Genomic DNA, 23,146 nt, shown 5'->3' with positions numbered 1-23,146 from the left:
GAATTCCGAAACTCAGGCGTGCCGCTTCTGCAGCCACCCCGGCACGCGAGAGGGGCGCACCGCCAGCGCGGCCGCCGACCGCAACGGCAGAGCGGGAGCGACCCAGCCCGGCCACAGCCCCGCTACCTGGCACAACGGCGCCAGCAGCACGCCCGCCGCCGCCTCGTAGCCGACGGAACTGGGGTGAAAGCGGTCCGAGCTGAACATGTCGGCGTGCCGAGCCATGAACTCCGGCGCCAGCAGATTCGCCAACGACACCGGCACGCCACCGGCCGCTCGCACCGCGGCGGTCTGCGCCGCCGCGAGACGCAGGCTGTACTGATGCCCGACCATCCGCAACGGCTGGGGAATCGGCCGCACGATCCCGAGGTCGGGGCACGTGCCGACGACCACGCCGCAGCCGATCGCGCGCAGCTTGCCCACCTGCTCGGCCAGCAGCCGCCCCGACTCGGCGGGGCTCATCCGCGACGTCACGTCGTTCGCGCCGATGATGACCAACGCGACCTGGGGCGCGTCCAGCACGGCCGCGTCGACCTGCGGCACCAGGTCACGCGTGGTCGAGCCGCTGATGGCGTAGGTCGACAGGCGCACCGGCCGTCCGGCCTCCTCCGCCAGCGCCTGGGCCAGCAGCACCCCCGGCATCTGCGAGGGATGGGTCACACCGACACCCACCGCCATCGAGTCGCCGAGCACCGCCAGCCGCAGCGGATCGCGGCCGTCGTCGAGATACACACCGTCCGGCGCGGGCCACAGATGCTCCAGCACGCCGATGGCCGTCCGAGCACGTCTGCCCTGCTCCGTGAGCAGTCCCACCAGTGCGCCGGAGAGGCCTCCGAGCGTCGCGGCGGTCATCGCCACAGCACGCAGCGTCCTGAGTCCGATCATCCGCAACACCCCCTTTCCAGTGGAATCGTCGGTTCCGCTGTTCGAATTAACCTCCGCAGCCACTAGAGCTAGGCTTCGTCCCGCTATCTCGGAGAGTGGGAGCAGGGAGTAGATACCGGTGGAGTACGTCGAACACGTCGTCGATCTGGTCGGCAACACGCCGCTGGTCAAGCTCAACTCCCTGACCAAGGGGATCAAGGCGACGGTGCTGGCCAAGGTCGAGTACCTGAACCCCGGCGGCAGCGTGAAGGACCGCATCGCGCTGCGGATGGTCGAGGCCGCGGAGAAATCGGGTGAACTGCGGCCCGGCGGCACGATCGTCGAGCCGACCTCGGGCAACACCGGCGTCGGGCTCGCCCTGGTCGCCCAGCGCAAGGGCTACAAGTGCGTGTTCGTCTGCCCGGACAAGGTCAGCGAGGACAAGCGCAACGTCCTCAAGGCCTACGGCGCCGAGGTCGTGGTGTGCCCGACCGCCGTCGCGCCCGAGCACCCGGACTCGTACTACAACGTCTCCGACCGGCTCGTCCGCGAGATCCCCGGCGCGTGGAAGCCCGACCAGTACTCCAACCCGGAGAACCCGGCGAGCCACTACCACCAGACCGGCCCCGAGATCTGGCGCCAGACCGCCGGCAGGATCACGCACTTCGTCGCGGGCGTCGGCACCGGCGGCACGATCTCCGGCACCGGCCGCTACCTCAAGGAGATCTCCGACGGCGCCGTGCAGGTCATCGGCGCCGACCCGGAAGGCTCCGTCTACTCCGGCGGCACCGGCCGTCCGTACCTGGTCGAGGGCGTCGGCGAGGACTTCTGGCCCGAGGCGTACGACAAGACCATCTGCGACCAGATCGTCGAGGTCTCGGACGCGGACTCGTTCGACACCACCCGCCGCCTCGCCCGCGAGGAAGGCCTGCTCGTCGGCGGATCCTGCGGCATGGCGGCCGCCGCCGCGCTGCGCGTCGCGAAGGACCTGCCCGAAGACGCCGTCGTGGTCGTGATCCTCCCGGACGGCGGCCGCGGCTACCTGTCCAAGGTCTTCAACGACCGCTGGATGGCGTCCTACGGCTTCCTGCCGCCGGACTCGACCGGCGCGACCGTCGGCGACGTGCTGCGCCGCAAGGGCGGCATGCTCCCCGACCTCGTGCACGCGCACCCCAACGAGACCGTGGGTGACGCCGTCGCGATCCTGCGCGAGTTCGGTGTCTCGCAGATGCCCGTCGTCAACGCCGAACCGCCGATCATGGCGGCCGAGGTCGCGGGCGCGGTCAACGAACGCGACCTGCTCGACGCCCTGTTCACCGGCAAGGCCCAGCTGTCCGACCGCCTCGACAAGCACATGTCGCCGCCGCTGCCCACGCTCGGCGCCGGTGAGCCGGTCGGCATCGCCATGAACGCGCTCTCGAACGCCGACGCCGCCCTCGTCCTGGAGGACGGCAAGCCTGCCGGAGTCGTAACTCGGCAGGACATTCTGGGGTTCTTGGCTGGTCGCTGAGCGTAGAAGCCGGTGCGTCCGATAGCGTGACGCCCCAGATCAACACCTGTCTTACTCGTACACGGCCCAGCCAAGGGGGTTGGAAACCGGATGAACGCTCCGCAGCCGCCAGGAAACCAGTTCGGCGGTCAGCCGCAGCAGGAGCCCAACGCGGACGCCACGCAGATCGTCCCGGGAGGTGGGCAGCCGACGTCGGCATACCCGAACCCGGACGCGACGCAGGTCGTCTCGCCTGGTCAGGCTCCCGCCGCACCGCAGCAGAACGCGGACGCCACCCAGGTCGTCAGCCCCGGGCAGGTGCCGCCGGCAGCTCCCGGTTCGGGTGGCTTCCCAGCACAGGGACCCGGCTCTGGCGGTTTCCCCGCCCAGCAGCCGCCCCAGTACGGCGCTCCGCAGCAGCCCTACGGTCAGCCGCAGCAGCCTTACGGCGCGCCGCAGTCCAACCCGTACGGCCAGCCGCAGCAGCAACAGCCCTACGGTCAGCCGCAGCAGCCCTACGGCGCTCCGCAGTCGAGCCCGTACGGCCAGCCGCAGCAGCAGGCCTACGGTCAGCCCGGCGGCTACGGCCAGCCCGGCTACGGCATGGCCCCGCCGCCTCCGACCGGGTACGCCGAGTGGGGCTCGCGCTTCGTCGGTGCCCTGATCGACTACGTGGCTCCGAGCGTCGTCACGGTAATCCTTTACTACGTGATCGTCGGCATCGCGGTCGGCGCCGACGCTCCTGGCCTCGCTTTGCTCGCCATCCCGATCTGGCTCGCGAACTTCGGCTTCATCATCTGGAACACGGTGGTGAAGCAGGGACAGACCGGTCAGTCGATCGGCAAGAAGATCGCGAAGATCAGGCTCATCGGTGAGGAGACTCAGCAGCCGCTCGGCGGCGGTACGGCGTTCGTGCGCTACCTGTGCCACGTCGTCGACGCCCTGCCGTGCTACGCGGGCTTCTTCGCCCCGCTGTGGGAGCCGAAGAAGCAGACCTGGGCCGACAAGATCATGAAGTCCATCGTGATCAACGCCCCGGAGACGGCGTCGCCCTACGGCGGCACCGGCGGCTACCCGCAGCAGCCCGGCACCGGCGGTTACCCGCAGCAGCCGCAGCCTCCGCAGCAGGGTGGCTACGGCCAGCCTCCGCAGCAGGGTTACGGCGGCCAGCAGCAGGGCTGGTAAGCCCCTCTGCAGCACTTCGACCAGCCCCCGGCCATTACGGCCGGGGGCTGGTCTGTTTTCACTGCTTGGACACTTGCGGTCGGCGGCCAGATGGGTGAGTACCCTTCGGACATGAGCACCCCATACGGCTTCGCCACCAGGGCGATCCACGCCGGTCAGGACCCGGACCCGACCACGGGTGCGGTGAACGTGCCCATCTACGCGACCTCCACGTACGCCCAGGACGGCGTCGGAGGCCTGCGTGAGGGCTTCGAGTACTCGCGCACCGGCAACCCGACCCGCCGCGCACTGGAGACGTGCCTCGCGTCGCTCGAACGCGGCCGCTACGGCCGTGCGTTCTCCTCCGGCATGGGTGCGACCGACGCCGCGCTGCGCACGTTCCTCAAGCCCGGCGACCACATCGTCATCCCGAACGACGCCTACGGCGGCACGTTCCGGCTGATCGACAAGGTCTTCTCGCAGTGGGGCGTCACCCACTCGCCGGCTCCCGTGTCCGACGTGGACGCGATCCGTGCCGCCATTCGTCCCGAGACGAAGCTCGTGTGGATCGAGACGCCCACGAACCCGTTGCTGAACATCGGTGACATCGCCGCCATCGCCTCGGTCGCGCACGAGTCCGGTGCGAAGCTGGTCGTGGACAACACGTTCGCCTCGCCTGCGTTGCAGACTCCGTTGGAGCTGGGCGCGGACGTGGTGCTGCACTCGACCACCAAGTACATCGGTGGGCACTCCGACGTCGTGGGCGGTGCGTTGATCACCTCCGACGAGGAGCTCGACGCGGCTTTCGGCTTCCTGCAGAACGGCGCCGGTGCCGTGCCCGGGCCGTTCGACGCCTATCTGACGTTGCGCGGGATCAAGACCCTCCAGCTGCGCATGGAGAAGCACTCCGACAACGCCGAGCTGGTCGCCGAGGCCCTGACCCGGCACCCTCGCGTGAAGAAGGTCATCTACCCCGGTCTGGAGTCGCACCCCGGCCACGCCGTCGCGGCGAAGCAGATGAGCCGCTTCGGCGGCATGGTGTCGTTCATCGTCGACGGCGGCGAGGAAGCGGCGCTGGAGGTCTGTGCGCGGACCAAGCTGTTCCTGCTGGCGGAGTCGCTGGGCGGCGTCGAGTCGCTGATCGAGCACCCCGGCAAGATGACGCACGCGTCTACTTCCGGGTCGTTGCTGGAGGTTCCGGCGGACCTGGTGCGGGTGTCGGTGGGCATCGAGTCCGGTGACGACCTGGTCGCTGACCTGCTCGAAGCGCTGGGCTGAGTTTCCTGGCAACGCGAAAGGCCCCTCCCGCGTGGGAGGGGCCTTTCGCGTCTGTCACGGTTTCTTCGAGCCGCCGAACCTGTCCACGTTCTCGGCCTCGGCTGTCGGAGCCGACGGTAGGTCGGCGCCGTTCACACAGCCGCCGACGAACTGGATCGCGTCGCCGGTGCGTACGAAGCGGCCGGCCTCGTCACAACCGGCGTGCGCCACGGTCAGGAACGCCGCGCCGGTCAGTGCCACAGCCGTGGTCACGGCTCCGACCAGCGGAATCACCGCGGCCACGCGTCGCGCGAATGCCATGCCACCTCCACCCGATGTGAGTCCCCCGTAAGGCAGCCTACCGGGGGATCGGGGTCAGAGGTTGCCGCGTCGCTCCTGTTCGCGCTCGATCGCCTCGAAAAGCGCCTTGAAGTTGCCCTTGCCGAAGCCCAGTGAGCCGTGGCGCTCGATCAGTTCGTAGAAGACGGTCGGGCGGTCGCCGATCGGCTTCGTGAAGATCTGGAGCAGGTAGCCGTCCTCGTCGCGGTCGACCAGGATGCGGTGTTCCTTCAGGGTCTCGATCGGGACGCGGACCTCGCCGATGCGCGCACGCAGCGCCGGGTCGTCGTAGTAGTCGTCCGGGGTCTCGAGGAACTCGACGCCCGCGTCGCGCATGGCGGTGACGGTCTTGATGATGTCGTTGGTCGCCAGCGCGATGTGCTGGACGCCCGCGCCCTCGTAGAACTCCAGGTACTCGTCGATCTGCGACTTCTTCTTCGCGATCGCCGGCTCGTTCAGCGGGAACTTGACCCGGTGGTTGCCGTTGGAGACGACCTTGGACATCAGCGCCGAGTAGTCCGTGGCGATGTCGTCGCCGATGAACTCCGCCATGTTCACGAAGCCCATGACGCGGTTGTACCACTCGACCCAGTAGTCCATCTTGCCGAGCTCGACGTTGCCGACGCAGTGGTCGACGGCCTGGAACAGGCGCTTCGGCGCACCTTCCGGACGCTTCACGGACGAGCTGCGCGCCACGTAACCCGGCAGGTAGGGGCCGTCGTACTTGGTGCGGTCGACGAGCGTGTGGCGGGTCTCGCCGTACGTCGCGATCGCGGCGAGGCGCACGGTGCCGTGTTCGTCGGACACGTCGTGCGGCTCTTCGAGGACGGTCGCGCCCTGCTCGCGGGCGTGCTTGATGCACTGGTCGACGTCGCCGACCTCCAGCGCCAGGTCGATGACGCCGTCGCCGTGGCGGCGGTGGTGATCGAGGAGTTCGGAGCCGGGCGTGACGCCGCCGTGGATCACGAAGCGGGCCGAGCCCGACTTCAGCACGAACGACTTGTGGCTGCGCTGGCCGGTCTCGGGGCCCGCGTAGGCCACGAGCTCCATGCCGAACGCCACCTGGTAGAGCCACGCGGTCTGCGTGGCGTTGCCCGCGACGAACACCACGGCGTCCATGGCGCGCACGGGGAAGGGGTCCTTGGTCGCGTCGTAGTCGACCAACCCCACGAGCTGCCGGAGCTGGTCGTAGCTCACGTCGTCAAGCTGCTGCGTCATGCTCATCAGCATGAGTCGACCTAGCAGGATGAGCAACAGTCAGCGAATTCACAGGGCAGTTTGTATAGTGATCTATGCCTTTGGATCAGCAGAGTGAGCACTCTGACCAGCCCGTGGACGAACTGGACGCGAAGCTGCTGTTGCTCTTGACGGACGAGCCGCGCCTGGGCGTCCTCGAATGCTCCCGCCGGCTGGGCGTCGCGCGGGGAACCGTGCAGGCCCGGCTGGACCGGCTGGTCGAACGGGGCGTGCTCACCGGATTCCCGCCGGCGCTCGATCTCGCCGCGATGGGCTACGGGCTGACGGCGTTCGCGACGGTGGAGATCGCGCAGGGACGCCGTGCCGAGGTGTGCGAGGGACTGGCCGCGATCAGCGAGGTGTGCGAGGTGCACGCGACGACGGGCCAGGGCGATCTGTTCGTGCGAATGGTCGCGAGGTCGAATGCGGACCTGCAGCGCGTGGTGGATCACATTGTCGACGTACCTCACGTTCGTCGTTTGTCGACCTCCATTGCTTTGTCGACGCCCGTGCCTCCACGCGTGCGGCCCCTTCTGGAACGCGTGAAGGGGCGGCCACCGAAGTGACCGCCCCTTCAAACGTTTTTGTGGCGTGACTACGCCTGGTAAGGAACCGCGGAGATCAACGTGACCTTCTGCTGCTTGCCGTTGGGCAGCTCGTAGGACACGGTCTCGCCGTCCTTCGCGCCGTTGAGCGCCTTGCCGAGCGGCGACAGCGGAGAGTAGACCTCCATCTCGCCGTGCGCGCCCTCTTCGCGAGTCGCCAGCAGGAAGGTCTCCGCCTCGTCGTCGCCTTCGTAGCGGATCGTGAGCACCGTGCCCGGTGCCGCGACACCCTTGGTGGTGGGAGCCTCGCCGACCTTGGCGGCCTGGAGCAGCTCGTGCAGCTGGCGGATGCGCGCCTCCTGCTTGCCCTGCTCCTCGCGAGCCGCGTGGTAGCCGCCGTTCTCGCGGAGGTCGCCCTCTTCGCGACGGGCGTTGATCTCGGCAGCCATGACCGGGCGGTACGCGATAAGTTCGTCCAGCTCAGCCTTGAGCCGGTCGTAGGCCTCCTGGGTCAGCCAGGTCACCTGGGTGTCGCTCACGGTCACCAACTCCTCGTCTTGCTCTGGTGCACACGTGTCACCAGATAGTTCCCGGGCCGCTGGCCCGGAACGGAAAAACACGGCCCGCGCCGGGGCCGTGCTTGAGCGGCAATAGTAACACGCAGACAACGTTCAGCGACGGCGATTTGTTCCTCATCTCGCCGTTTAAACCGCAGATCACCCGCTTGGCCTCTAGCTCGTGGACAAGTAGGCGGGAACCTGGTAGGAGCACCCGAACACCTCGCCGGTGACCGGCGGCTTCGAGGTGCGGAGAACTGTTGTCTCTACGACGACGTCATTTCCCGGCGGCACCAGAACTTCGCGTCTACCTGCTTCGTCCCCGTCCTTGGACCGGGCCCGAATGATGCAGACGGCAGCGCGCTCCGGTTGATCGCGGGAAACCTCGAAACTGACCTTCACCTGGTCGTCGCTGAGGAGGATGAACGCGGTCTGCTTGGCTTCGATCGGTTTAGTGCCGAGATTTCGGTAACCGACGAAGGCGATCAGGGCACCTACCGCAACGGCTACAGCGAGTAACGCCCACCGCGCCCACTTGGCCAGCGGTTTGCGGCTCTGTTTGCTGTAGCGCCCCTCGGGGAGCACGCGCTGTGCCACTTGTCCGCGCCCTCCTCGGCCTCTGGGGAACAATGGTGCCCGGCATTCAGTTGATGAGTGTCGCAGGACCGTTCACACAGGAGGACCACGGGGGTCATGGCCGAAAAGCTGCGCCTTATGGCAGTGCACGCACATCCCGACGACGAGTCGAGCAAGGGCGCGGCCTCGATGGCTCGCTACATCGCGGAAGGGCACGACGTGATGGTCGTGACCTGTACCGACGGTGGTGCGGGCAGCATCCTCAACCCGGCGATGGACAGGCCGGACGTGCTCGAGAACATCATCGAGGTCCGCCGCGAGGAGATGGCCCGCGCGGCCAAGATCCTCGGCATCCAGCACCGCTGGCTGGGCTTCAAGGACTCGGGCCTGCCCGAGGGCGACCCGCTGCCGCCGTTGCCCGAGGGGTGCTTCGCCCTCGTGCCGCTGGAGGAGTCGGTGCCGTCCCTGGTCGAGGCCATCCGCGACTTCCGCCCGCACGTCGTGGTGACCTACGACGAGAACGGCGGCTACCCGCACCCGGACCACATCCGCACGCACGAGATCTCGATGGCGGCCCTCGACGCGGCAGCAGATCCGGCTTTCGAGCCGTCACTGGGCGAACCGTGGGAGACCCAGAAGGTCTACTACGGCCACGGCTTCTCGCGCGCCAAGATCGTCGCGTTCCACGAGGCGATGGAAGCCCGCGGCATCGAGTCGCCGTACACGGAGTGGCTCGCGAACTGGAGCACAGACCGCCCGGACGTGATGGACCGCGTGACCACCCAGGTCGAGTGCGCGGACTACTTCGACGTCCGCGACGAGGCTTTGAAGGCGCACGCCACCCAGATCGACCCGACCAGCCGCTGGTTCGCCATCCCGATGGAGCTCCAGCGCGAGATCTGGCCGACCGAGGAGTACGAGCTCGTCCGCTCCCAGGTGGACTCGACTCTGCCGGAGAACGACCTGTTCGCCGGAGTTAAGGTCTAGGGGTGCTTTCCCCAGACTTCTCCCTCGGCAGCACGGTGGCGCTGGTCGCCGTGCAGCCGTCGAACACGAACGACGGCAATGACAAGGGCGGCCAGGGCGAGGACTTCGGCAAGTCCTCCCCGGTCGGCCTCGTCCTGCTGATCGTCTTCTTCATCGCGATCTTCTTCCTCGTCAAGTCGATGAACAAGCACATCAAGGGCTTGCCGGCGTCGTTCGACGAGCCGGGCGAGGCGCCCGCGCCTTCTGCGGAGGGCGCTGCCGAGGCGGCGGAGCCTTCTGCTTCCAAGGCTGATTCAAAGGCTGCGAAGGCTGCGAAGAAGAAGGACTGACCTCGCGGACCGCGGACCGCGCTGGCGAAGCGACTCGCTCGAGTCTTCATGATCGCGAGTTGTCCACAGGTTGTGGCTTGCTGACCTGCGGAGATGCCGGGGCGCGTTAGCTTGTGGATAAGCGGGAACGCAAATCGCGTTTTCTTCGTTCCGCAAGAGGAGGAAGCGCGGGGGGCGAGGGTCAGGACAGGTCGGGTGGGCCCGGCCAGGTCAGATCTGTTGTGCCACGGCAGTCGGGTTGTCGACCACGGTCGGTCCGGCCGCGTGGTGGCCAGGCCAGCCGAGTCGGTTCAGTCGAGCCAGGCCAGCCGCGTCGGCTCAGTCGAGCCAAGCCAGCCGATCAGGTCAGTCGGATCAGCCGGGCCGGGCCAGCCGGGCCGGGCCAGCCGGGCCGGGCCAGCCGGGCCGGGCCAGCCGAGCCGGGCCAGGTCAGCCGGGCCAGCCAGGCCAGGCGAGCGCGGCCCACCCGAAGTCAGGCCAGCCGCGTCGAGACCACGAAGTCATGCACCTCGTCGAACGCCGGCGGCTCCACCGGCAGGTCGCTGATCTCCCGCGCCTGCCGCAGCTGCTCCTGCCAGTGCGCGACGTCCGCCTCCAGCCGTTCGGGAGCGGGCCGCCCCGGCACTCCGGCCAGCGCCCGGTGCTCGCCGAGGATCTTGGCCTCGATGAGGCCCGGCAGGTAGTTCGGGCCGTCGAGCTTCTCGAGCAGCGTCGGCAGGTGCGCGTTCACCTCGCCGGTGCGCAGCAGGTGCACGCCGGTCAGCAGCGCGCGGAACGTGTAGAGCAGCGGCTTGATCTCGGCGGTCTTCTCGAACAGCCGCCACTGGGTCGCGGCGAACCCGCGGTAGTGGTGCCCGTGCCGTGAGGTCAGGCATCCCGCGGCGAGGTCGGCGAGCTTGCGGTGTGCGTCCGTGGTGTGCACGACCAGCGGTGAGAGCAGTTGCTCCAGCACGTAGCCGTTGGGGCGGGTGAGCAGCCGGCAGAACTTCTGCACGTCGTGCGTGACCAGGTCGATCTCGACGCCGTCGCGCACCCACATCCGTTCCTTGGTCTCCGGGCCGTGCCGCAGGCCCAGGACTTCCGCGAGCGGCAGCACGTGGACGCCGCGCAGGTCCACGTCCGAGTCCCGCGACGGGAAGCCGTACAGGTGCGCGCCGGACACGGTCGCGAACAGCAGGCCGTGCGACTGCTCGGCGACCACCCCGCTCAGGTCGGGTACCTCCCCCAGAAAGAACTCTGAGTAGCTCACAACATCCTCCTGCGCACCGACACCAGCCAGTCCTCGACCCGCGCCCGGTCCGGGTCCTCGGGCAGCGGGCCCTCGGCTCGAGCGATCTCGTCGCCGAGCCGGTGTGCCCACGTCACCGCGTCGTCCCAGGCCATCGAGCCGTCGCGGATCTTCAGCAACGAGCGGTCCGCCGCGATGTCGTAGCGGCCGGTGCGCAACAGATGAAGGCCCACCAGTCGCAGCCGCACGACGTGCATGAGCTGCTTCGGCTTGAGGTTGCGGCCCGCGCGCGACAGCTGCATCTCCGTCGCGCGCGTGAACGCCCGCACGGCGTACCGCGAGAGGAACGCGGGTAACAGGTCCCGCAGTTCCTCTCCCATCGGTGTGCTGATCTCCACCAACGGGCTCACCAGCGTTTCGAGCACCGTCGGGTTCGACTTCAGGCCCAGCTTGCAGAAGTGCTCGACCTCCCAGCTGAGCTGCTCGGCCGAAGGGCCCTCGACCGCCGTCGGCGGCTTCTCCAGGCGCCAGAACGACTCCGTGGGCGCGACGAACACGCCCCGTCTGTCCACATCGGACTCCGGGGTCGCCAGCCCGTAGGCGTGCGACCCGATCACGGCTTCGAGGATCACAGTCGTGGGTCCACCGGTTCCGATTCCAGGGCCAGGACGCCGAAGACGCATTCGTGCACGCGCCACAACGGCTCGCCGCGCACCAGGCGGTCCAGGGCCTCGATGCCCAGGGCGTACTCGCGCAGGGCGAGTCCGCGCTTGCGGCCGAGAGCACGCTTGCGCAGCCGCGACAGGTTCGAAGGCGTCGTGTAGTCCGGGCCGTAGATGATTCGCAGGTACTCGCGCCCGCGCACCTTCACGCCCGGCTGCACTCGTCCGCCGAGGTTCGCCAGCGGCTTCACGACCATGCCCTCACCGCCGTCCGCAGTCAGCGCCTCCCACCAGCGAACGCCCTCAGCCACCTGCGAAGGGTCGTTCACGTCGACCACGAGGTGCCGGGTCTGCTGGAACAAAGGACCTTCCAACCGACCCAGCGTCTCCAGGTGCCACAGGTGCGAGCGGTCGTGGAACGTCTGCCCCTCGGCCGCGAGCAGCTGGAACGGCGCGATCCGCACACCTTCCAACCCCTCCACCGGCCAGCAGTACCGCTCGTAGGCAGCGCTGTAGGCCTCGGCGTTCGAAGCGCGCTGCGACGTGCGCGCCAACAGATCCGCCACGTCCACACCACGAGCGGCAGCGGCGGACAAGGCGTCGACCGCCACCGGCAGCGCACCACCGGCCGCCGCGCCGACCGCCGCGTACTGCTCGCGGATCAGCCCGGAGGCCTTGGCGTTCCACGGCATCAGCTCGGCGTCGAGGAGCAGCCAGTCGGTGGCGAGCTCCTCGAACAGGCCGGCGCACGCCGAACGCACGCGATCAAGCAACGAAGAACCCAGTGCGCCGTCGAAGAAAGCACGTCCGGTTCGGGTGTAGATCGCGCCGCCTTCCTTGCGCACCAGCAACACCGCACGCGAGCCCATGTGCTTCTCTTCGCAGATCACCTGCGCGACACCGGCGGCCTTGTACTCCGCGAACGCCTCCGACGGATGCTCCAGCACGTCGTCGCGCTGCGAGGTCGCCACAGGTGCCATCGTCGGCGGTAGGTACAGCAGGTCGTGCGGGTCGATCGCGAACCGGCTCATGACCTCCAGTGCCGACGCCGACTGCTCCGCGCGGATCGTCACGGCGCCGATGAGCGACGTGTCGATCCGGCGCAGGCCGGTGACGTCGGTGAGCGCCAGCACGTCCGGCGCGCGCTCGACGGGCTTCGCGGGGAACGGCGCGTCGCTCTCGTACCAGACCTGATGCGCCTTGACGGAGACGGTTTCCTTCTCCGGGTAGCGCAGCGCGGTCAGCTTTCCGCCGAACACCACGCCCGTTTCGAGGCACATGGTGTTGTTGATCCACTCGGCCTCGGGCACCAGGACGTGGCCGTACAGCACCATCGCCGCACCGCGGTAGTCGTTCGCCCACGGCAGGCGCACCGGCATTCCGTGCGCGTCGGTCTCGCCGGTCGTGTCGCCGTACAAAGCGAAACTGCGCACCTTCGCGGACGCACGGCCGTGGTAGCGCTCGGGCAGACCGGCGTGCGCGACGACGAGGTTTCCGCCGTCCAGCACGTAATGCGCGACCAGGCCGTCGCAGAACCTCGTCGCGGCCAGGCGGAACTCCTCCGACTCGTGCGCGAGCTGCTCCAGCGACTTCTCCAGCCCGTGCCGGACCGTCACCTTGTGGCCGCGCATCGCCCGCACGAGCTTTTCCTCGTGGTTTCCGCGCACGCTCAAGGCGTGTCCGGCCGCGACCATGCCCATGACCAGGCGCAGCACACCCGGAGTGTCCGGCCCGCGGTCCACCAGGTCGCCGACGAACACGGCCTTGCGGTCGCCCGGCGGGACCGCGTCCACGGCACGGCCTTCGTCGTCGCGAACCAGGGAGTACCCGAGCTCGACGAGCAGTTCCTCCAGCTCGGCGCGGCATCCGTGCACGTCACCGAACACGTCGAACGGCCCGGTCTCGTGCTTGAGGTCGTTGAGCAGGCGCTCGTACACGATCGTCGAGTTGTCCACATCGGACTCCGAGCGCAGCACGTGGACGCGCTTGAAGCCCTCCTTGCCGAGGAACTTCAACGAACGCCGCAAGGCCGACCGGTGCCGCTTCACGACGTGCGCGCCGAAGTCGCGGTCCGGTCGCTGGGCGTTGCGCGCCAGGCACACCTCGGTCGGGGTGTCGAGCACGATCGCGACCGGCAGCACGTTCGCCTTCCGCGCGACGTCGATCAGCTTGGCGCGGTCCGGCGCCTGCACGTTGGTCGCGTCGATGACCGTGACACGCCCGGCCTGCAGCCGCTTCGAGGCCACGTAGTGCAGCACGTCGAACGCGGCCGCGGACGCCGACTGGTCGTTCTCGTCGTCGGACACGAGCCCGCGGAAGTAGTCGCTCGACAGCACCTGCGTGGGCAGGAAGTGCTTGCGCGCGAACGTGGACTTGCCGGAGCCGGAGGCGCCGACCAGCACCACCAGACACAGGTCAGGGATCTTCAGTTCCATCAGTTCTCGTCCTTCAAGCTGAACACGGCCATCTGGGTCGGGGCGCCGCGTTCGGCGTCCTCGGGCCCGATCGGCACGTACCGCACGGTGTAGCCACGTCGTTCCGCGACGCCCTCGGCCCAACCCGCGAACTCCGCCCGAGTCCATTCGAAACGGTGGTCGGAGTGCCGCATCTGGCCTTCCGGCAACGTCTCGAACAGCACGTTGTACTCGACGTTCGGCGTCGTCACCAGCACGGTCGCGGGTCGCGCCACGGTGAAGACCGAGTGCTCCAGCGCGGGCAGGCGCGACGGGTCGACGTGCTCGACGACCTCCATCAGCACCGCCGCGTCGTAGCCGGCCAGCTCGGTGTCGGCGTACGTCAAAGCCGACTGCCGCAACGTGATCCGTTCGCGAGCGCGGTCGGACATGCGGTCCAGGTGCAGCTTGCGCGCGGCCTCCTGCAACGCCTTCGCGGACACGTCGACACCGTGGATCTCGGTGAACTCGGGCTCGTTGACGAGCGCGCGCAGCAACGCCCCGCCACCACAACCGAGGTCGAGCACGCGCTTGGCCCGCGCTTCCTTCAGCGCCTTGATCACGGCCTCCTTGCGCTGTGCGGCAAGGGAGACCTTCGGTTCGGCCAGCGCGTTGTCCAGCTCCTCCGGCTCGACCTCGTCGACGTCCGCGAGGCGTTCCAGGGCGGAGGTGATCAACGGCCGCTTGCGCGCCAGGTACCGGGTGGTGATCAGCTCCTTGTCCGGGTGCGCAGCCAGCCAGCCGTCACCGGCCTTGAGCAGCTTGTCGACCTCGTCGGCCGCGACCCAGTAGTGCTTGCCGCCGTCGAGCACGGGCAGCAGCACGTAGAGGTGCTTCAGCGCGTCACTGAGCCTCACAGTGCCGGTCAGCGTCACGTCCGCGAACCGCGAGTCGCCGTGCTCGGTGACCGCCACGTCCCAGCCCAGGGGCGCGAAGAGTCGCTCCGCGAGCCGGTGCGGCAGCGCGGGAATGCGGATGACCAGCGGAATCGGCGTCGCGGCGAGCTCGGGGTAGCTCTCGCTGCGGCCGTTCATGGCCGTGCGGAACACGCTGCCGAGCGCGACCGTGAGCAACGACCCTGCCGCGTACGGCCTGTCGTTGACGTATTGGGTGAGCGTGCTGCCGGGACCTCGAACGAGCGCGATGGGATCGACCTCCAGCAGGAGGGCGACCGTGCATTCCTCGTTCGTCGCCTTCGGGTAGAAGACGTGCGCGATGCCCGAGCTCGTCGTGAAGGACTGAGCCCGGTCGGGATGCTTGTGCAGCAGGTGGCCGAGATCGGTCGCCGGCCGGTGCGTCGTGGTCATGGTGAGCAACACGGGTCGAGTCTGATCGACAGTCGCTGTTTCCGCAGGCGATTTAGGGTGGAGCCATGGCGAACCGACTTGCGGACGCGACCAGCCCCTACCTGCTTCAGCACGCGGACAACCCGGTCGACTGGTGGCCCTGGTCCGCGGAGGCGTTCGAGGAGGCACGACGGCGCAACGTGCCGGTGCTGCTGTCCGTCGGCTACGCGGCCTGTCACTGGTGTCACGTGATGGCGCACGAGTCCTTCGAGGACGCGGAGGTCGCCGCGTTCCTGAACGCGCACTTCGTGTCGGTGAAGGTGGATCGCGAGGAACGTCCGGACGTCGACGCCGTGTACATGGAGGTCACGCAGGCCATGACCGGCCAGGGCGGGTGGCCGATGACGGTGTTCCTCACGCCCGACGCACGGCCGTTCCACTCCGGCACCTACTACCCGCCGTCGCCGCGGCCGGGCATGCCGTCGTTCACGCAGCTCATCGAGGCCGTCTCGGCGACCTGGGCCGAGCGGCCCGGCGAGATCCTGGAGTCGGCTTCCGCTGTGGTGGACGAGATTTCGCGCCACGCGTCGCCGCTGCCTCCGTCCGCTGTGGACTCGGACGCGCTGGCAGGCGCCGTGGTGTCGTTGCTGGGCGAGTTCGACCGCCGCCACGGCGGATTCGGTGGCGCGCCGAAGTTCCCGCCGTCGATGGCGCTGGAGTTCCTGCTGCGCCACCACGAACGCACCGGCTCCGTCGAGGCCGTCTCGATGGCGACCGCGACGGCCGACGCGATGGCGAACGGCGGCCTGTACGACCAGCTCGGCGGCGGGTTCGCGCGCTACAGCGTCGACGCGTCGTGGGTGGTGCCGCACTTCGAGAAGATGTTGTACGACAACGCTTTGCTGCTCCGCTTCTACACGCACCTGACGCGGGTGACGCGTTCCGAGCGCTACGAGCGGGTGGCGCGGGACACGGCTTCGTTCCTGCTGCGGGATCTGCGCACGGCCGAGGGCGGGTTCGCGGCTTCGCTGGACGCGGACACCGAGGGTGTCGAGGGCCTGACCTACGTGTGGTCGTTCGAGGAACTGGGAGACGCCGCGGCGGCGTTCGGCGTGACCGCCGAGCCGAACTTCGAGGACGGCAAGTCGACGCTGCGGTTCGTGTCGGAGCCGGGGGAGGAGGTGCGGGCCGCGCTGCTGGCGGTGCGTGCTGGAAGGCCGCAACCGGGCCGCGACGACAAGGTGATCGCTTCCTGGAACGGCATGGCGATCGCCGCGCTGGCCGAGGCGGGCGCGTTCTTCGGTGAGCCGTCGTGGATCGCGGCGGCCTCGGAGGCGGCGGAGTTGCTGGCCTCGGTGCACCTGGTCGAGGGCAGGCTGCTGCGGACCTCGCGTGACGGCGTGGCGGGGCCGTCGTTCGGCGTGCTGGAGGACTACGGCTGCCTCGCCGACGGCCTGCTGGCGTTGCACCAGGTCACCGGCTCGATCAGGTGGCTCGATCTGGCGTGCGGCCTGCTGGACACCGCTCTCTCGCGGTTCGCCGTCCCGGACTCACCAGGCGCCTACTACGACACCGCCGACGACGCCGAGACTCTCGTTCGCCGTCCTGCCGACTCGACCGACAACGCGTCGCCTTCCGGCGCGTCCTCGCTGGCCTCGGCCTTGGCGACGGCGTCCCTGCTGTCGGGCGCCGATCGTTCTTCGCTGTACTTCACCGCCGCATCGGAGGCCGTCACGCGGGCCGGTCTGCTGGCCGCGCGGGCACCCCGGTTCGCCGGCCACTGGCTGACCGTCGCCGAAGCGTTGGAAGCCGGTCCGTTGCAGGTGGCAGTGGTGGGTGCGGACGACTCACGCCGTGCGTCGCTGTGGGCGGCGGCGGTGGCCCATGTGCCGGGAGGTGGCGTCGTCGTGGCCGGTGAGCCCGCGTCCGTGCCGTTGCTCGAAGACCGGCCGTTGGTCGACGAAGGCCCCGCGGCCTACGTGTGCCGTGGCTACGTGTGCGACAGGCCTGTCGTGTCGGTAGATGCCCTGGTCAATTCGCTGACGGCGAACACCACCAGCTGATTGCAGGCGTAACGTCGGTTACAACGTAATCATGTAATCAGGGGTGGTTGTAATGGGACGTGGATGGCGAGGACGAGGCGGGTGGCAGCAGGCTGACCTGCCCTCGGCCGACGACGCGGCGGCGTGGTTCGCGGGCAGGCTGCCGGACGGCTGGTTCACCGGCGCGCCCGAGGTGATCATCGACCGCGAGGAGATCACGGTCGTCGGCACGCTGCCCGCGCTGGAGGGCGAGTTCGACGACGCCTCGCGCGCCGCGGCCGAGTCGGGCCGCATCGCGCGCTGGCGTGAGGACACCCGCGAGGAACGCATCGAGATCGCCCGCCAGGCCGAGCACCGCTACGGCCGCAAGGTCGCCTGGGGTGCCGTGCAGGGAAGCACGCGCGAACTCTTCACACACCTGGCCGTGCCGGTCATGACGCGCCTGCGTCAGCCGGAACGCCAGGTGCTCGACACGCTGGTAGCCGCCGGCGTGGCCCGCTCACGGGCAGACGCTCTGGCATGGGCCGTGCGCCTGGTCGGCGAGCACGCGGACACGTGGCTCGACGAACTGCGTGACGCCATGTCGAAGGTTGACGATCTCCGCTCGCAGGGGCCTGATCTGGCCTAATCTGCTCGGCGTGGATCTGACGTCGGTCGCGGAAGCGGTCGTCCGGGACGAGCCGGGCGCGTTCGAAACGTTCATCAACGAGGCCCAGGGCCGCTCGCCCGACGAGATGTCGGCGGCGGCCCTGGTCCTGTCCTCGTCGCCGGACGTCCAGGTCAACGAGCTGCTCGGCAACCTGTTGTTCTACATCGGCGCGTGCGATGCGTTGGAGCCGTTGGTTCTACGCGTGGTGGAAGCCTTCGAACGCGGCGAGGGCGAGGCCTGGGAGCGCGCTCTGCTGCTGCCCCTGCAGGACGAGGACGTCCGGGCCGGCTTGCCGCACCGCGAGCGTCTTCTGGCTGCTGTGCCTGCTGATTCGTGGCTGTACGGCCTGTTGATGGTCGTGGACCTCGAACCGCTGATGGTGCTGCATCGCCCCAGCGGCACCGGTTTCGAGGTGACGATCGGTGGAATCGGCGACAACTTCCAGCTCCACACGCTGCTCGCGTACCGCCTGGTCCCCGAGCACGTTCCTGGCGAGCCGCCGCTGGAGTCGTGGGTGGAGGCGGCGTCGGTGGGCCCGGATCTCCAGCCCGAGGGCGGAATCCGGGGCCAGTTCGAGCTTTCCGACGGCTTCGGTGACACGATCTGGAACGAGGGCCGCCCGTCGGACATCCCGCTGTTCGAGGGGCGTCGGGTCGTCGTGCTCGGCCCGCCGCCGTACCAGCGGTCGTGGAACGCGGGCCGCGTCTACCCGATGATGACGCCTCTCGTCGACATCGCTCGCGTGCTGCCCGCTGACGAGGCCGAGTCGTGGCTCGCGAAGGTGCGCTCGTGAGTTTTTCCAGCGACACGAGGAAAGCCCTCGACACCTCGCTGCCGCTGAGCCATCGCGTCAGCGCCCTGCGTCTGTGCCTGTGGCGCTATCGCCCGATTGGTTTCAACGCATCGTTCAGCTTTCTTCAGTCCGTGGTCGGCGACTTCACCCGCGACCCGGCCTTGCTGCCCGCGGCGGTGGAAATGCTGACTGCGAGCCACGCCGCCTGGCAGTCCGACCTTCGCGCCTACGGCGTTGTCCGGCGGCATGCCAAGCGTTTGGGCTACCGCGTGCCGTACCCTTCCGCGCCCAACCCGAACAAGCTTTCGCACTGGTACGGCGCACCGCGCGAGGCCGCCCTCCACGCCGTGTGGTTCTGGTACTCGAAGGGCGCCTCTGCCGATGTAGATGTGCACAGCCTCGCCGCGGCTTTGGTGGAACACGGGCGGTTCACAGCGGGACAGAGGGAGATCTTCGAACGGGTGCGTGCTGAGCCCGGTGATTCGTGGGCGATCGTGCAGCAGATGGCGGTCGTGGTCGCCCACTCCTGACGCCCTTACGGCGCAACGACTTCGGCAGGAGTGTCAGACCCGTTCGCTATTGTTGATTTTGGGGGTACCCGGCCCGAGTCGTGTGTGTGGCGGGTTCCCGTTGGTTCGTGTGCTGCCGTTGGTTCGTGTGTTCCCCTCCGGAGCCCGATGACGCACCCGAGTGCGACCGTGGTGACACCGATGGCAGACACGAGCGTGAGTTCCTGTGCGCCGAGCAGCACGGACGTCGCCAGGCCGGACACCGGCATCAGGCCGATGAGCACGCCAGCGCGGTCGGAGCCCAGGCGGTTCACGGCGAAGTACCAGAGTCCGAAGGCCAGCGCGGTCACCACCACGGCCAGCAGTGCGAGAGAGAAGCCCTGCCGGGCGTTCGGCATCTGCCAGCCGCCGACGAACGTGCCGAGCACCGCGCCGATCACCGTCGCCAGGATGCACGTCCAGGTGGCCACGCCCAGCACACCAAGGCGCCGTACGACGCCCACGGCGAACAGGGTGAAGCAGACCTCGCCGGCCATCGTGATCAATGCGAGCGCAAGGCCAGGGCCGTGCCACGAGCCGCCGCCCGACAACAGCACGATGCCTGCCGCCACCACCACGGCGCCCACTACGGCGGATGCGGTTCGTTGGCGGGAGAGCAGCGCCAGTGCGATGGGGGCGCCGCCCATGACGGCGGCGACGAAGCCCGGTTCCGCGTACTGCTGGGCGGCGATGAGCACGGCGTTGAAGCCGAGCATGCCCGTGACGACCACACCGAGCAACGGCGGGATGTCACGCCACGAGGGCATCGGCAGACGGCGTGCCACCAGCAGCAACACGGCCGCGCCGAGGGCGTAGCGCATGGCCTGACCGGTCAGGACCGGGTAGCCCTCCAGCATTCCCGTGATCGGAACCGACGCTCCGACGATCGTTGCCGCTGTCGCTCCCGCGGCCACCCCGAGTTTCATGCCTAGAGCCTTGCGCCGGACTGGTCCAGATATAAGCTCCACTTCGATGACTGCGAACTGGACCACTTTTCGCGAGCTGCTGTTGCCGGGGCATCAGCGGCGTCGCGGGGTGGAGGCCGAACTGCGCCGGGCGATCCGGGACGGGCGGCTGCTGCCGGGCACGCGGCTGCCGTCGAGCCGGGACCTGGCCGCGCAACTGGAGGTGGCGCGCGGGACGGTGACGTCGGCGTACACGCAGCTCGTCGCCGAGGGGTATCTCACCAGCCGGCGCGGGTCGGGGACGACGGTCGCGAGCCTCGGACCGGCCGGCTCGTGTGGTGTGCCGGAGCCGCCGCTGCGGTGGCGGTACAACCTGCGGCCCGGCCTGCCCGCGCTGGGCGCGTTTCCCCGTGCCGAGTGGGTGGCTGCTCATCGCTCGGCGCTCGCCGAGCTTCCCGACGACGACCTCGCCTATCCCGATCCGGCCGGTTTCGTGGGGCTGCGCAAGGAGATCGTCGACTACCTCTCGCGAGTGCGGGCGGTCGTCGCGAAGGACGCGGTGATCACCAACGGCGCGGCGGACGGGTTGCAGCTCACCGCCCGGATGTTGAACGGCAGCATCGCGATCGAGGAACCCAGCCACTTCGGCGGCGAGAACATGCTGCGGTCGCACGGACTCAACACCGTGCCGGTTCCGGTGGACGACAAGGGCATCAGGGTCGACCTTCTGTCCAAAACGGACTGCAAAGCGGTGCTGGTCACTGCGGCACACCAGTTTCCGCTGGGCGTGGTGCTGCATCCGGAACGGCGGCGGGCGCTCGTCGACTGGGCGCGCGAGCGGGACGCGTTGATCATCGAGGACGACTACGACGCGGAGCACCGGTACGACCGGCCGGCGTTGGGCGCGTTGCAGGCTCTCGCGCCCGAGCACGTCGTGTACCAGGGCACGACGAGCAAGGTGCTGGCGCCCGCGTTGCGCCTCGGGTGGCTCGTGGTGCCGGAACGGCTGCGCGAAGGCATCGTGCAACGCAAGCAGTACAACGACATGGGCACCGGCACGATCCCGCAGGCCGCGTTCGCGCACCTGTTGCGGACGGGCGGTTATGACCGGCATCTGCGCCGTACGCGCGCGCTCTACCGGAAGAGGCGGGACGCGCTGCTGGAAGCCGTTGCGGAGCATCTGCCCGCATGGCAGCCCATCGGCGTCGCGGCTGGTCTGCACATGGTGCTGCGCATGCCTGACGGGACGGACGACCTCGCGTTGAAGAGCAGGCTCGCGGACCGTGGCGTGCACGTCTGGGCGTTGGCGCAATACACGCGCACGCCCATGTGGCCCGGTCTGGTGCTCGGCTACGCGGCGCTCACCCCTGACCGCCTGCGCGAGGCGGTCAGGGAGATCGCGGACGCTGCCGTCGCTTAGAGGATGTGCTCGCGGTCGGTGCCCATGATGTGCTCGCGGTCGCTCATGATGTGCTCGCGGTCGGTGCCGTCGCCGGCCGCACCGAGCGTCGTCACTGCGGCGGCAGCGAACAGCAGGGCAGCCGCGACGATCTTGAATGCGTTCATGGTTCGGTAAACCCCCAGGTAGAACGGTTGGCGAGGCAGCCTAGCCCGCGCCTCCAGAAATTGTCAGTGCCGGGGTGCACCATTGAACACGTGCTTCTCTCCGAAGTGGTCGACACGTCAGCCGCCGTCGCGGCGACCCGGTCGCGCCTGGCCAAGGTCAAGGCGTTGTCCGCGTTGCTGCGCGCGGCGACGGCGGACGTAGTGGTCGCGGTGGTGTCGTTCCTCATAGGCACACCGCGGCAGGGTCGTATCGGTGCGGGCTGGCGCACCGTCGTCGACCTGGCCGTGCCTCCGGTCGTGCGTGCCGAACTGACGATCGCCGAGGTCGACGCCGCGCTCGCCGAGGTGGCCGCGACGTCCGGCAAGGGCTCGGCGCAGCGCCGGGTCGACCTGCTGACGGCGTTGTTCGGGCGGTCGACCGAGGCGGAGCAGGACTTCTTGCGCAGGCTGCTCACCGGCGAGCTCCGCCAGGGCGCGCTCGAGGGCGTGATGCTCGACGCGATCGCCTCCGCCGCGGACGTGCCGGGCGAGACCGTGCGGCGCGCGTTCATGCTGTCCGGCCGGTTACCGGAGACCGCCGTGGCCGCGCTGGACGGCGGCGCGCCGGCCCTGGAGGCGTTCCGGCTGGAGGTCGGGCGCCCCCTGCGACCCATGCTGGCCTCGCCGGCGGAGTCGCTGGACGAGGCGCTGACCGAGCTCGGCAGCGTCGTGGTGGAGCACAAGCTCGACGGCGCGCGCATCCAGGTGCACCGCTCCGGCGACGAGGTCCACGTCTACACGCGGACGTTGCGCGAGATCACCAAGACGGTGCCGGAACTGGTCGAGCTCGTGCGCGGCCTGCCGTGCACGTCGGTGGTGCTCGACGGCGAGACGCTGGCGCTGACCGACGAGGGGAGACCCCGCCCGTTCCAGGAGACGATGAGCCGGTTCGGCGCGCAGGACGAACGCGAGCTGCTGCTGCACCCGTACTTCTTCGACTGCCTGCACCTCGACGGCAAGGACCTGCTCGACGAGCCGTTGCGCGACCGCCTCGCCGCACTGCGGCAGGTGGCGGGCGAGCACGTCATCCCGGGCGTGCTGGACCCGGCGCCGGAGGAGGCGGCGGCCGTCGTCACGGCGGCGCTGTCGGCGGGCCACGAGGGCGTGATGGTGAAGTCGCTGGCCTCGCCCTACGCGGCCGGCCGCCGCGGCAAGGCCTGGCAGAAGGTGAAGCCGGTGCACACGCTCGACCTGGTCGTGCTCGGCGTCGAGTGGGGCAGCGGCCGCCGCCGCGGCTGGCTCTCGAACCTGCACCTGGGCGCCCGCGACCCGGACGGCGGCCCGCCCGTGATGGTCGGCAAGACCTTCAAGGGCCTCACCGACGAACTGCTGAAGTGGCAGACCAAGGCCCTGCAGGAGATCGCCGCCGAGCAGAACGACTGGGTGGTCATGGTCCGCCCGGAACTGGTGATCGAGATCGAGCTGGACGGCGTGCAGGTCTCGCCGCGCTACCCCGGTGGCGTCGCACTGCGGTTCGCCCGCGTCGTGCGCTACCGACCGGACAAGGACCCGTCGGAGGCGACGACGATCGAGGAGGTGAGGGCACTTCTGCCCGCCGCACGACCGAATCCCGAGGGCTGACCGCCGCCGGCGTGGCGGCATGGGGGAGACGAGGAGTTCAGCCGCGCCTAC

At 69.1% G+C, this 23,146-nt stretch carries 23 protein-coding genes; 12 read left to right on the top strand and 11 right to left on the bottom strand.

All coding sequences use genetic code 11. The annotated features are described in order from the left end of the window. Positions 1 to 12: 12 nt before the first annotated feature. Positions 13 to 885 carry an SGNH/GDSL hydrolase family protein gene (locus tag BM417_RS32970; RefSeq protein ID WP_093602803.1) on the bottom strand — a complete coding sequence of 291 codons (873 nt, stop codon included), beginning with the start codon at positions 883 to 885 and terminating at the stop codon, positions 13 to 15. Between the two features lie 118 nt (positions 886 to 1,003). Here BM417_RS32970 and BM417_RS32965 point away from each other — a divergent pair, with 118 nt between their 5' ends. The 3 genes from BM417_RS32965 to BM417_RS32955 all read left to right on the top strand — a co-directional run bounded on the left by BM417_RS32965 (position 1,004) and on the right by BM417_RS32955 (position 4,795). Then, positions 1,004 to 2,374 (top strand): cystathionine beta-synthase, encoded by a 1,371-nt coding sequence (locus BM417_RS32965; protein ID WP_093602609.1) that lies wholly within the window; start codon positions 1,004 to 1,006, stop codon positions 2,372 to 2,374. Positions 2,375 to 2,464: 90 nt separating this feature from the next. Further along, entirely contained in the window at positions 2,465 to 3,538 is a 1,074-nt protein-coding gene (locus tag BM417_RS32960) for an RDD family protein (RefSeq protein WP_093602607.1), read from the top strand. 111 nt (positions 3,539 to 3,649) lie between these two features. After that, a complete protein-coding gene (locus tag BM417_RS32955) occupies positions 3,650 to 4,795 on the top strand; it encodes a cystathionine gamma-synthase (protein ID WP_177320719.1) in 1,146 nt (381 codons plus the stop codon). Between the two features lie 54 nt (positions 4,796 to 4,849). Here BM417_RS32955 and BM417_RS32950 read toward each other — a convergent pair whose 3' ends face one another. Together BM417_RS32950 and hppD are read right to left on the bottom strand one after the other, a co-directional pair. After that, entirely contained in the window at positions 4,850 to 5,095 is a 246-nt protein-coding gene (locus BM417_RS32950; protein WP_093602603.1) for a hypothetical protein, read from the bottom strand. 54 nt (positions 5,096 to 5,149) lie between these two features. Beyond that, positions 5,150 to 6,331 carry a 4-hydroxyphenylpyruvate dioxygenase gene (hppD, locus tag BM417_RS32945; protein WP_093602801.1) on the bottom strand — a complete coding sequence of 394 codons (1,182 nt, stop codon included), beginning with the start codon at positions 6,329 to 6,331 and terminating at the stop codon, positions 5,150 to 5,152. A 74-nt stretch (positions 6,332 to 6,405) separates the two neighbouring features. On the opposite strand from hppD, the gene BM417_RS32940 reads away from it, so the two are divergent. Further along, a complete protein-coding gene (locus BM417_RS32940; RefSeq protein WP_093602601.1) occupies positions 6,406 to 6,915 on the top strand; it encodes an Lrp/AsnC family transcriptional regulator in 510 nt (169 codons plus the stop codon). A gap of 29 nt (positions 6,916 to 6,944) precedes the next feature. Here the strand turns inward: BM417_RS32940 and greA are convergent, their stop codons facing one another. Both greA and BM417_RS32930 read right to left on the bottom strand, forming a co-directional pair. Further along, positions 6,945 to 7,439 carry a transcription elongation factor GreA gene (gene greA, locus BM417_RS32935; RefSeq protein ID WP_177320718.1) on the bottom strand — a complete coding sequence of 165 codons (495 nt, stop codon included), beginning with the start codon at positions 7,437 to 7,439 and terminating at the stop codon, positions 6,945 to 6,947. 186 nt (positions 7,440 to 7,625) lie between these two features. Beyond that, the gene (locus BM417_RS32930; protein ID WP_093602597.1) at positions 7,626 to 8,048 is read right to left on the bottom strand and encodes a DUF4307 domain-containing protein; all 423 of its coding nucleotides are present in this window, start codon (positions 8,046 to 8,048) and stop codon (positions 7,626 to 7,628) included. Positions 8,049 to 8,144: 96 nt separating this feature from the next. Between BM417_RS32930 and mca the strand changes: the two genes are divergently transcribed. Next, positions 8,145 to 9,014, top strand: coding sequence for a mycothiol conjugate amidase Mca (mca, locus tag BM417_RS32925; RefSeq protein WP_093602595.1), 870 nt, complete (start codon positions 8,145 to 8,147; stop codon positions 9,012 to 9,014). 35 nt (positions 9,015 to 9,049) lie between these two features. Then, on the top strand, positions 9,050 to 9,343 hold the full coding sequence (locus BM417_RS32920; protein WP_245822310.1) for a hypothetical protein: 294 nt from the start codon (positions 9,050 to 9,052) through the stop codon (positions 9,341 to 9,343). 472 nt (positions 9,344 to 9,815) lie between these two features. Here the strand turns inward: BM417_RS32920 and BM417_RS32915 are convergent, their stop codons facing one another. From BM417_RS32915 to BM417_RS32900, 4 genes are read right to left on the bottom strand one after another with little or no spacing between them, the layout of a single operon-like run. Next, on the bottom strand, positions 9,816 to 10,592 hold the full coding sequence (locus BM417_RS32915) for a nucleotidyltransferase domain-containing protein (RefSeq protein ID WP_218164636.1): 777 nt from the start codon (positions 10,590 to 10,592) through the stop codon (positions 9,816 to 9,818). Further along, the gene (locus BM417_RS32910) at positions 10,589 to 11,203 is read right to left on the bottom strand and encodes a nucleotidyltransferase domain-containing protein (RefSeq protein WP_218164635.1); all 615 of its coding nucleotides are present in this window, start codon (positions 11,201 to 11,203) and stop codon (positions 10,589 to 10,591) included. The genes BM417_RS32915 and BM417_RS32910 overlap by 4 nt, the downstream gene beginning before the upstream one ends. After that, positions 11,200 to 13,668, bottom strand: coding sequence for a polynucleotide kinase-phosphatase (locus tag BM417_RS32905; RefSeq protein ID WP_093602589.1), 2,469 nt, complete (start codon positions 13,666 to 13,668; stop codon positions 11,200 to 11,202). The genes BM417_RS32910 and BM417_RS32905 overlap by 4 nt, the downstream gene beginning before the upstream one ends. Next, positions 13,668 to 15,005 (bottom strand): 3' terminal RNA ribose 2'-O-methyltransferase Hen1, encoded by a 1,338-nt coding sequence (locus tag BM417_RS32900; protein WP_093602587.1) that lies wholly within the window; start codon positions 15,003 to 15,005, stop codon positions 13,668 to 13,670. The genes BM417_RS32905 and BM417_RS32900 overlap by 1 nt, the downstream gene beginning before the upstream one ends. Positions 15,006 to 15,058: 53 nt before the next feature. Between BM417_RS32900 and BM417_RS32895 the strand changes: the two genes are divergently transcribed. Genes BM417_RS32895 through BM417_RS32880 form a run of 4 tightly spaced genes read left to right on the top strand, consistent with a single transcriptional unit; the run spans position 15,059 to position 18,986 of the window. Next, positions 15,059 to 17,035 (top strand): thioredoxin domain-containing protein, encoded by a 1,977-nt coding sequence (locus BM417_RS32895; RefSeq protein WP_093602586.1) that lies wholly within the window; start codon positions 15,059 to 15,061, stop codon positions 17,033 to 17,035. A gap of 52 nt (positions 17,036 to 17,087) precedes the next feature. Further along, positions 17,088 to 17,642: a hypothetical protein gene (locus BM417_RS32890; protein ID WP_093602584.1), complete on the top strand. Its 555-nt coding sequence runs from the start codon at positions 17,088 to 17,090 to the stop codon at positions 17,640 to 17,642. A gap of 10 nt (positions 17,643 to 17,652) precedes the next feature. Then, a complete protein-coding gene (locus BM417_RS32885) occupies positions 17,653 to 18,456 on the top strand; it encodes a hypothetical protein (protein WP_093602582.1) in 804 nt (267 codons plus the stop codon). Further along, positions 18,453 to 18,986 carry a hypothetical protein gene (locus BM417_RS32880; RefSeq protein ID WP_093602580.1) on the top strand — a complete coding sequence of 178 codons (534 nt, stop codon included), beginning with the start codon at positions 18,453 to 18,455 and terminating at the stop codon, positions 18,984 to 18,986. The genes BM417_RS32885 and BM417_RS32880 overlap by 4 nt, the downstream gene beginning before the upstream one ends. Before the next feature lie 5 nt (positions 18,987 to 18,991). Here BM417_RS32880 and BM417_RS32875 read toward each other — a convergent pair whose 3' ends face one another. Further along, positions 18,992 to 19,930 (bottom strand): DMT family transporter, encoded by a 939-nt coding sequence (locus BM417_RS32875; protein ID WP_093602578.1) that lies wholly within the window; start codon positions 19,928 to 19,930, stop codon positions 18,992 to 18,994. A gap of 46 nt (positions 19,931 to 19,976) precedes the next feature. On the opposite strand from BM417_RS32875, the gene pdxR reads away from it, so the two are divergent. Further along, the gene (pdxR, locus tag BM417_RS32870; protein ID WP_093602576.1) at positions 19,977 to 21,329 is read left to right on the top strand and encodes a MocR-like pyridoxine biosynthesis transcription factor PdxR; all 1,353 of its coding nucleotides are present in this window, start codon (positions 19,977 to 19,979) and stop codon (positions 21,327 to 21,329) included. Here the strand turns inward: pdxR and BM417_RS48110 are convergent. Further along, entirely contained in the window at positions 21,326 to 21,475 is a 150-nt protein-coding gene (locus BM417_RS48110; protein WP_177320717.1) for a hypothetical protein, read from the bottom strand. The genes pdxR and BM417_RS48110 overlap by 4 nt on opposite strands. A 90-nt stretch (positions 21,476 to 21,565) precedes the next feature. On the opposite strand from BM417_RS48110, the gene BM417_RS32865 reads away from it, so the two are divergent. Next, entirely contained in the window at positions 21,566 to 23,095 is a 1,530-nt protein-coding gene (locus BM417_RS32865) for an ATP-dependent DNA ligase (RefSeq protein WP_093602574.1), read from the top strand. Positions 23,096 to 23,146 lie beyond the last annotated feature (51 nt).

Source organism: Lentzea waywayandensis, from assembly GCF_900115955.1.
Classification (GTDB): domain Bacteria; phylum Actinomycetota; class Actinomycetes; order Mycobacteriales; family Pseudonocardiaceae; genus Lentzea; species Lentzea waywayandensis.
Note: the sequence above shows the minus strand (reverse complement) of the source record. Positions and strands in the feature narration are given on the sequence as shown.

Coding starts and splice junctions, on each gene's coding strand:
- pdxR (WP_093602576.1), top strand. CDS start 19,977: ATGACTGCGAACTGGACCACTTTTCGCGAGCTGCTGTTGCCGGGGCAT.
- BM417_RS32890 (WP_093602584.1), top strand. CDS start 17,088: ATGGGACGTGGATGGCGAGGACGAGGCGGGTGGCAGCAGGCTGACCTG.
- BM417_RS32960 (WP_093602607.1), top strand. CDS start 2,465: ATGAACGCTCCGCAGCCGCCAGGAAACCAGTTCGGCGGTCAGCCGCAG.
- BM417_RS32970 (WP_093602803.1), bottom strand. CDS start 885: ATGATCGGACTCAGGACGCTGCGTGCTGTGGCGATGACCGCCGCGACG.
- hppD (WP_093602801.1), bottom strand. CDS start 6,331: ATGACGCAGCAGCTTGACGACGTGAGCTACGACCAGCTCCGGCAGCTC.
- BM417_RS32875 (WP_093602578.1), bottom strand. CDS start 19,930: ATGAAACTCGGGGTGGCCGCGGGAGCGACAGCGGCAACGATCGTCGGA.
- BM417_RS32950 (WP_093602603.1), bottom strand. CDS start 5,095: ATGGCATTCGCGCGACGCGTGGCCGCGGTGATTCCGCTGGTCGGAGCC.
- BM417_RS32905 (WP_093602589.1), bottom strand. CDS start 13,668: ATGGAACTGAAGATCCCTGACCTGTGTCTGGTGGTGCTGGTCGGCGCC.
- BM417_RS32955 (WP_177320719.1), top strand. CDS start 3,650: ATGAGCACCCCATACGGCTTCGCCACCAGGGCGATCCACGCCGGTCAG.
- BM417_RS32940 (WP_093602601.1), top strand. CDS start 6,406: ATGCCTTTGGATCAGCAGAGTGAGCACTCTGACCAGCCCGTGGACGAA.
- BM417_RS48110 (WP_177320717.1), bottom strand. CDS start 21,475: ATGAACGCATTCAAGATCGTCGCGGCTGCCCTGCTGTTCGCTGCCGCC.
- mca (WP_093602595.1), top strand. CDS start 8,145: ATGGCCGAAAAGCTGCGCCTTATGGCAGTGCACGCACATCCCGACGAC.
- BM417_RS32895 (WP_093602586.1), top strand. CDS start 15,059: ATGGCGAACCGACTTGCGGACGCGACCAGCCCCTACCTGCTTCAGCAC.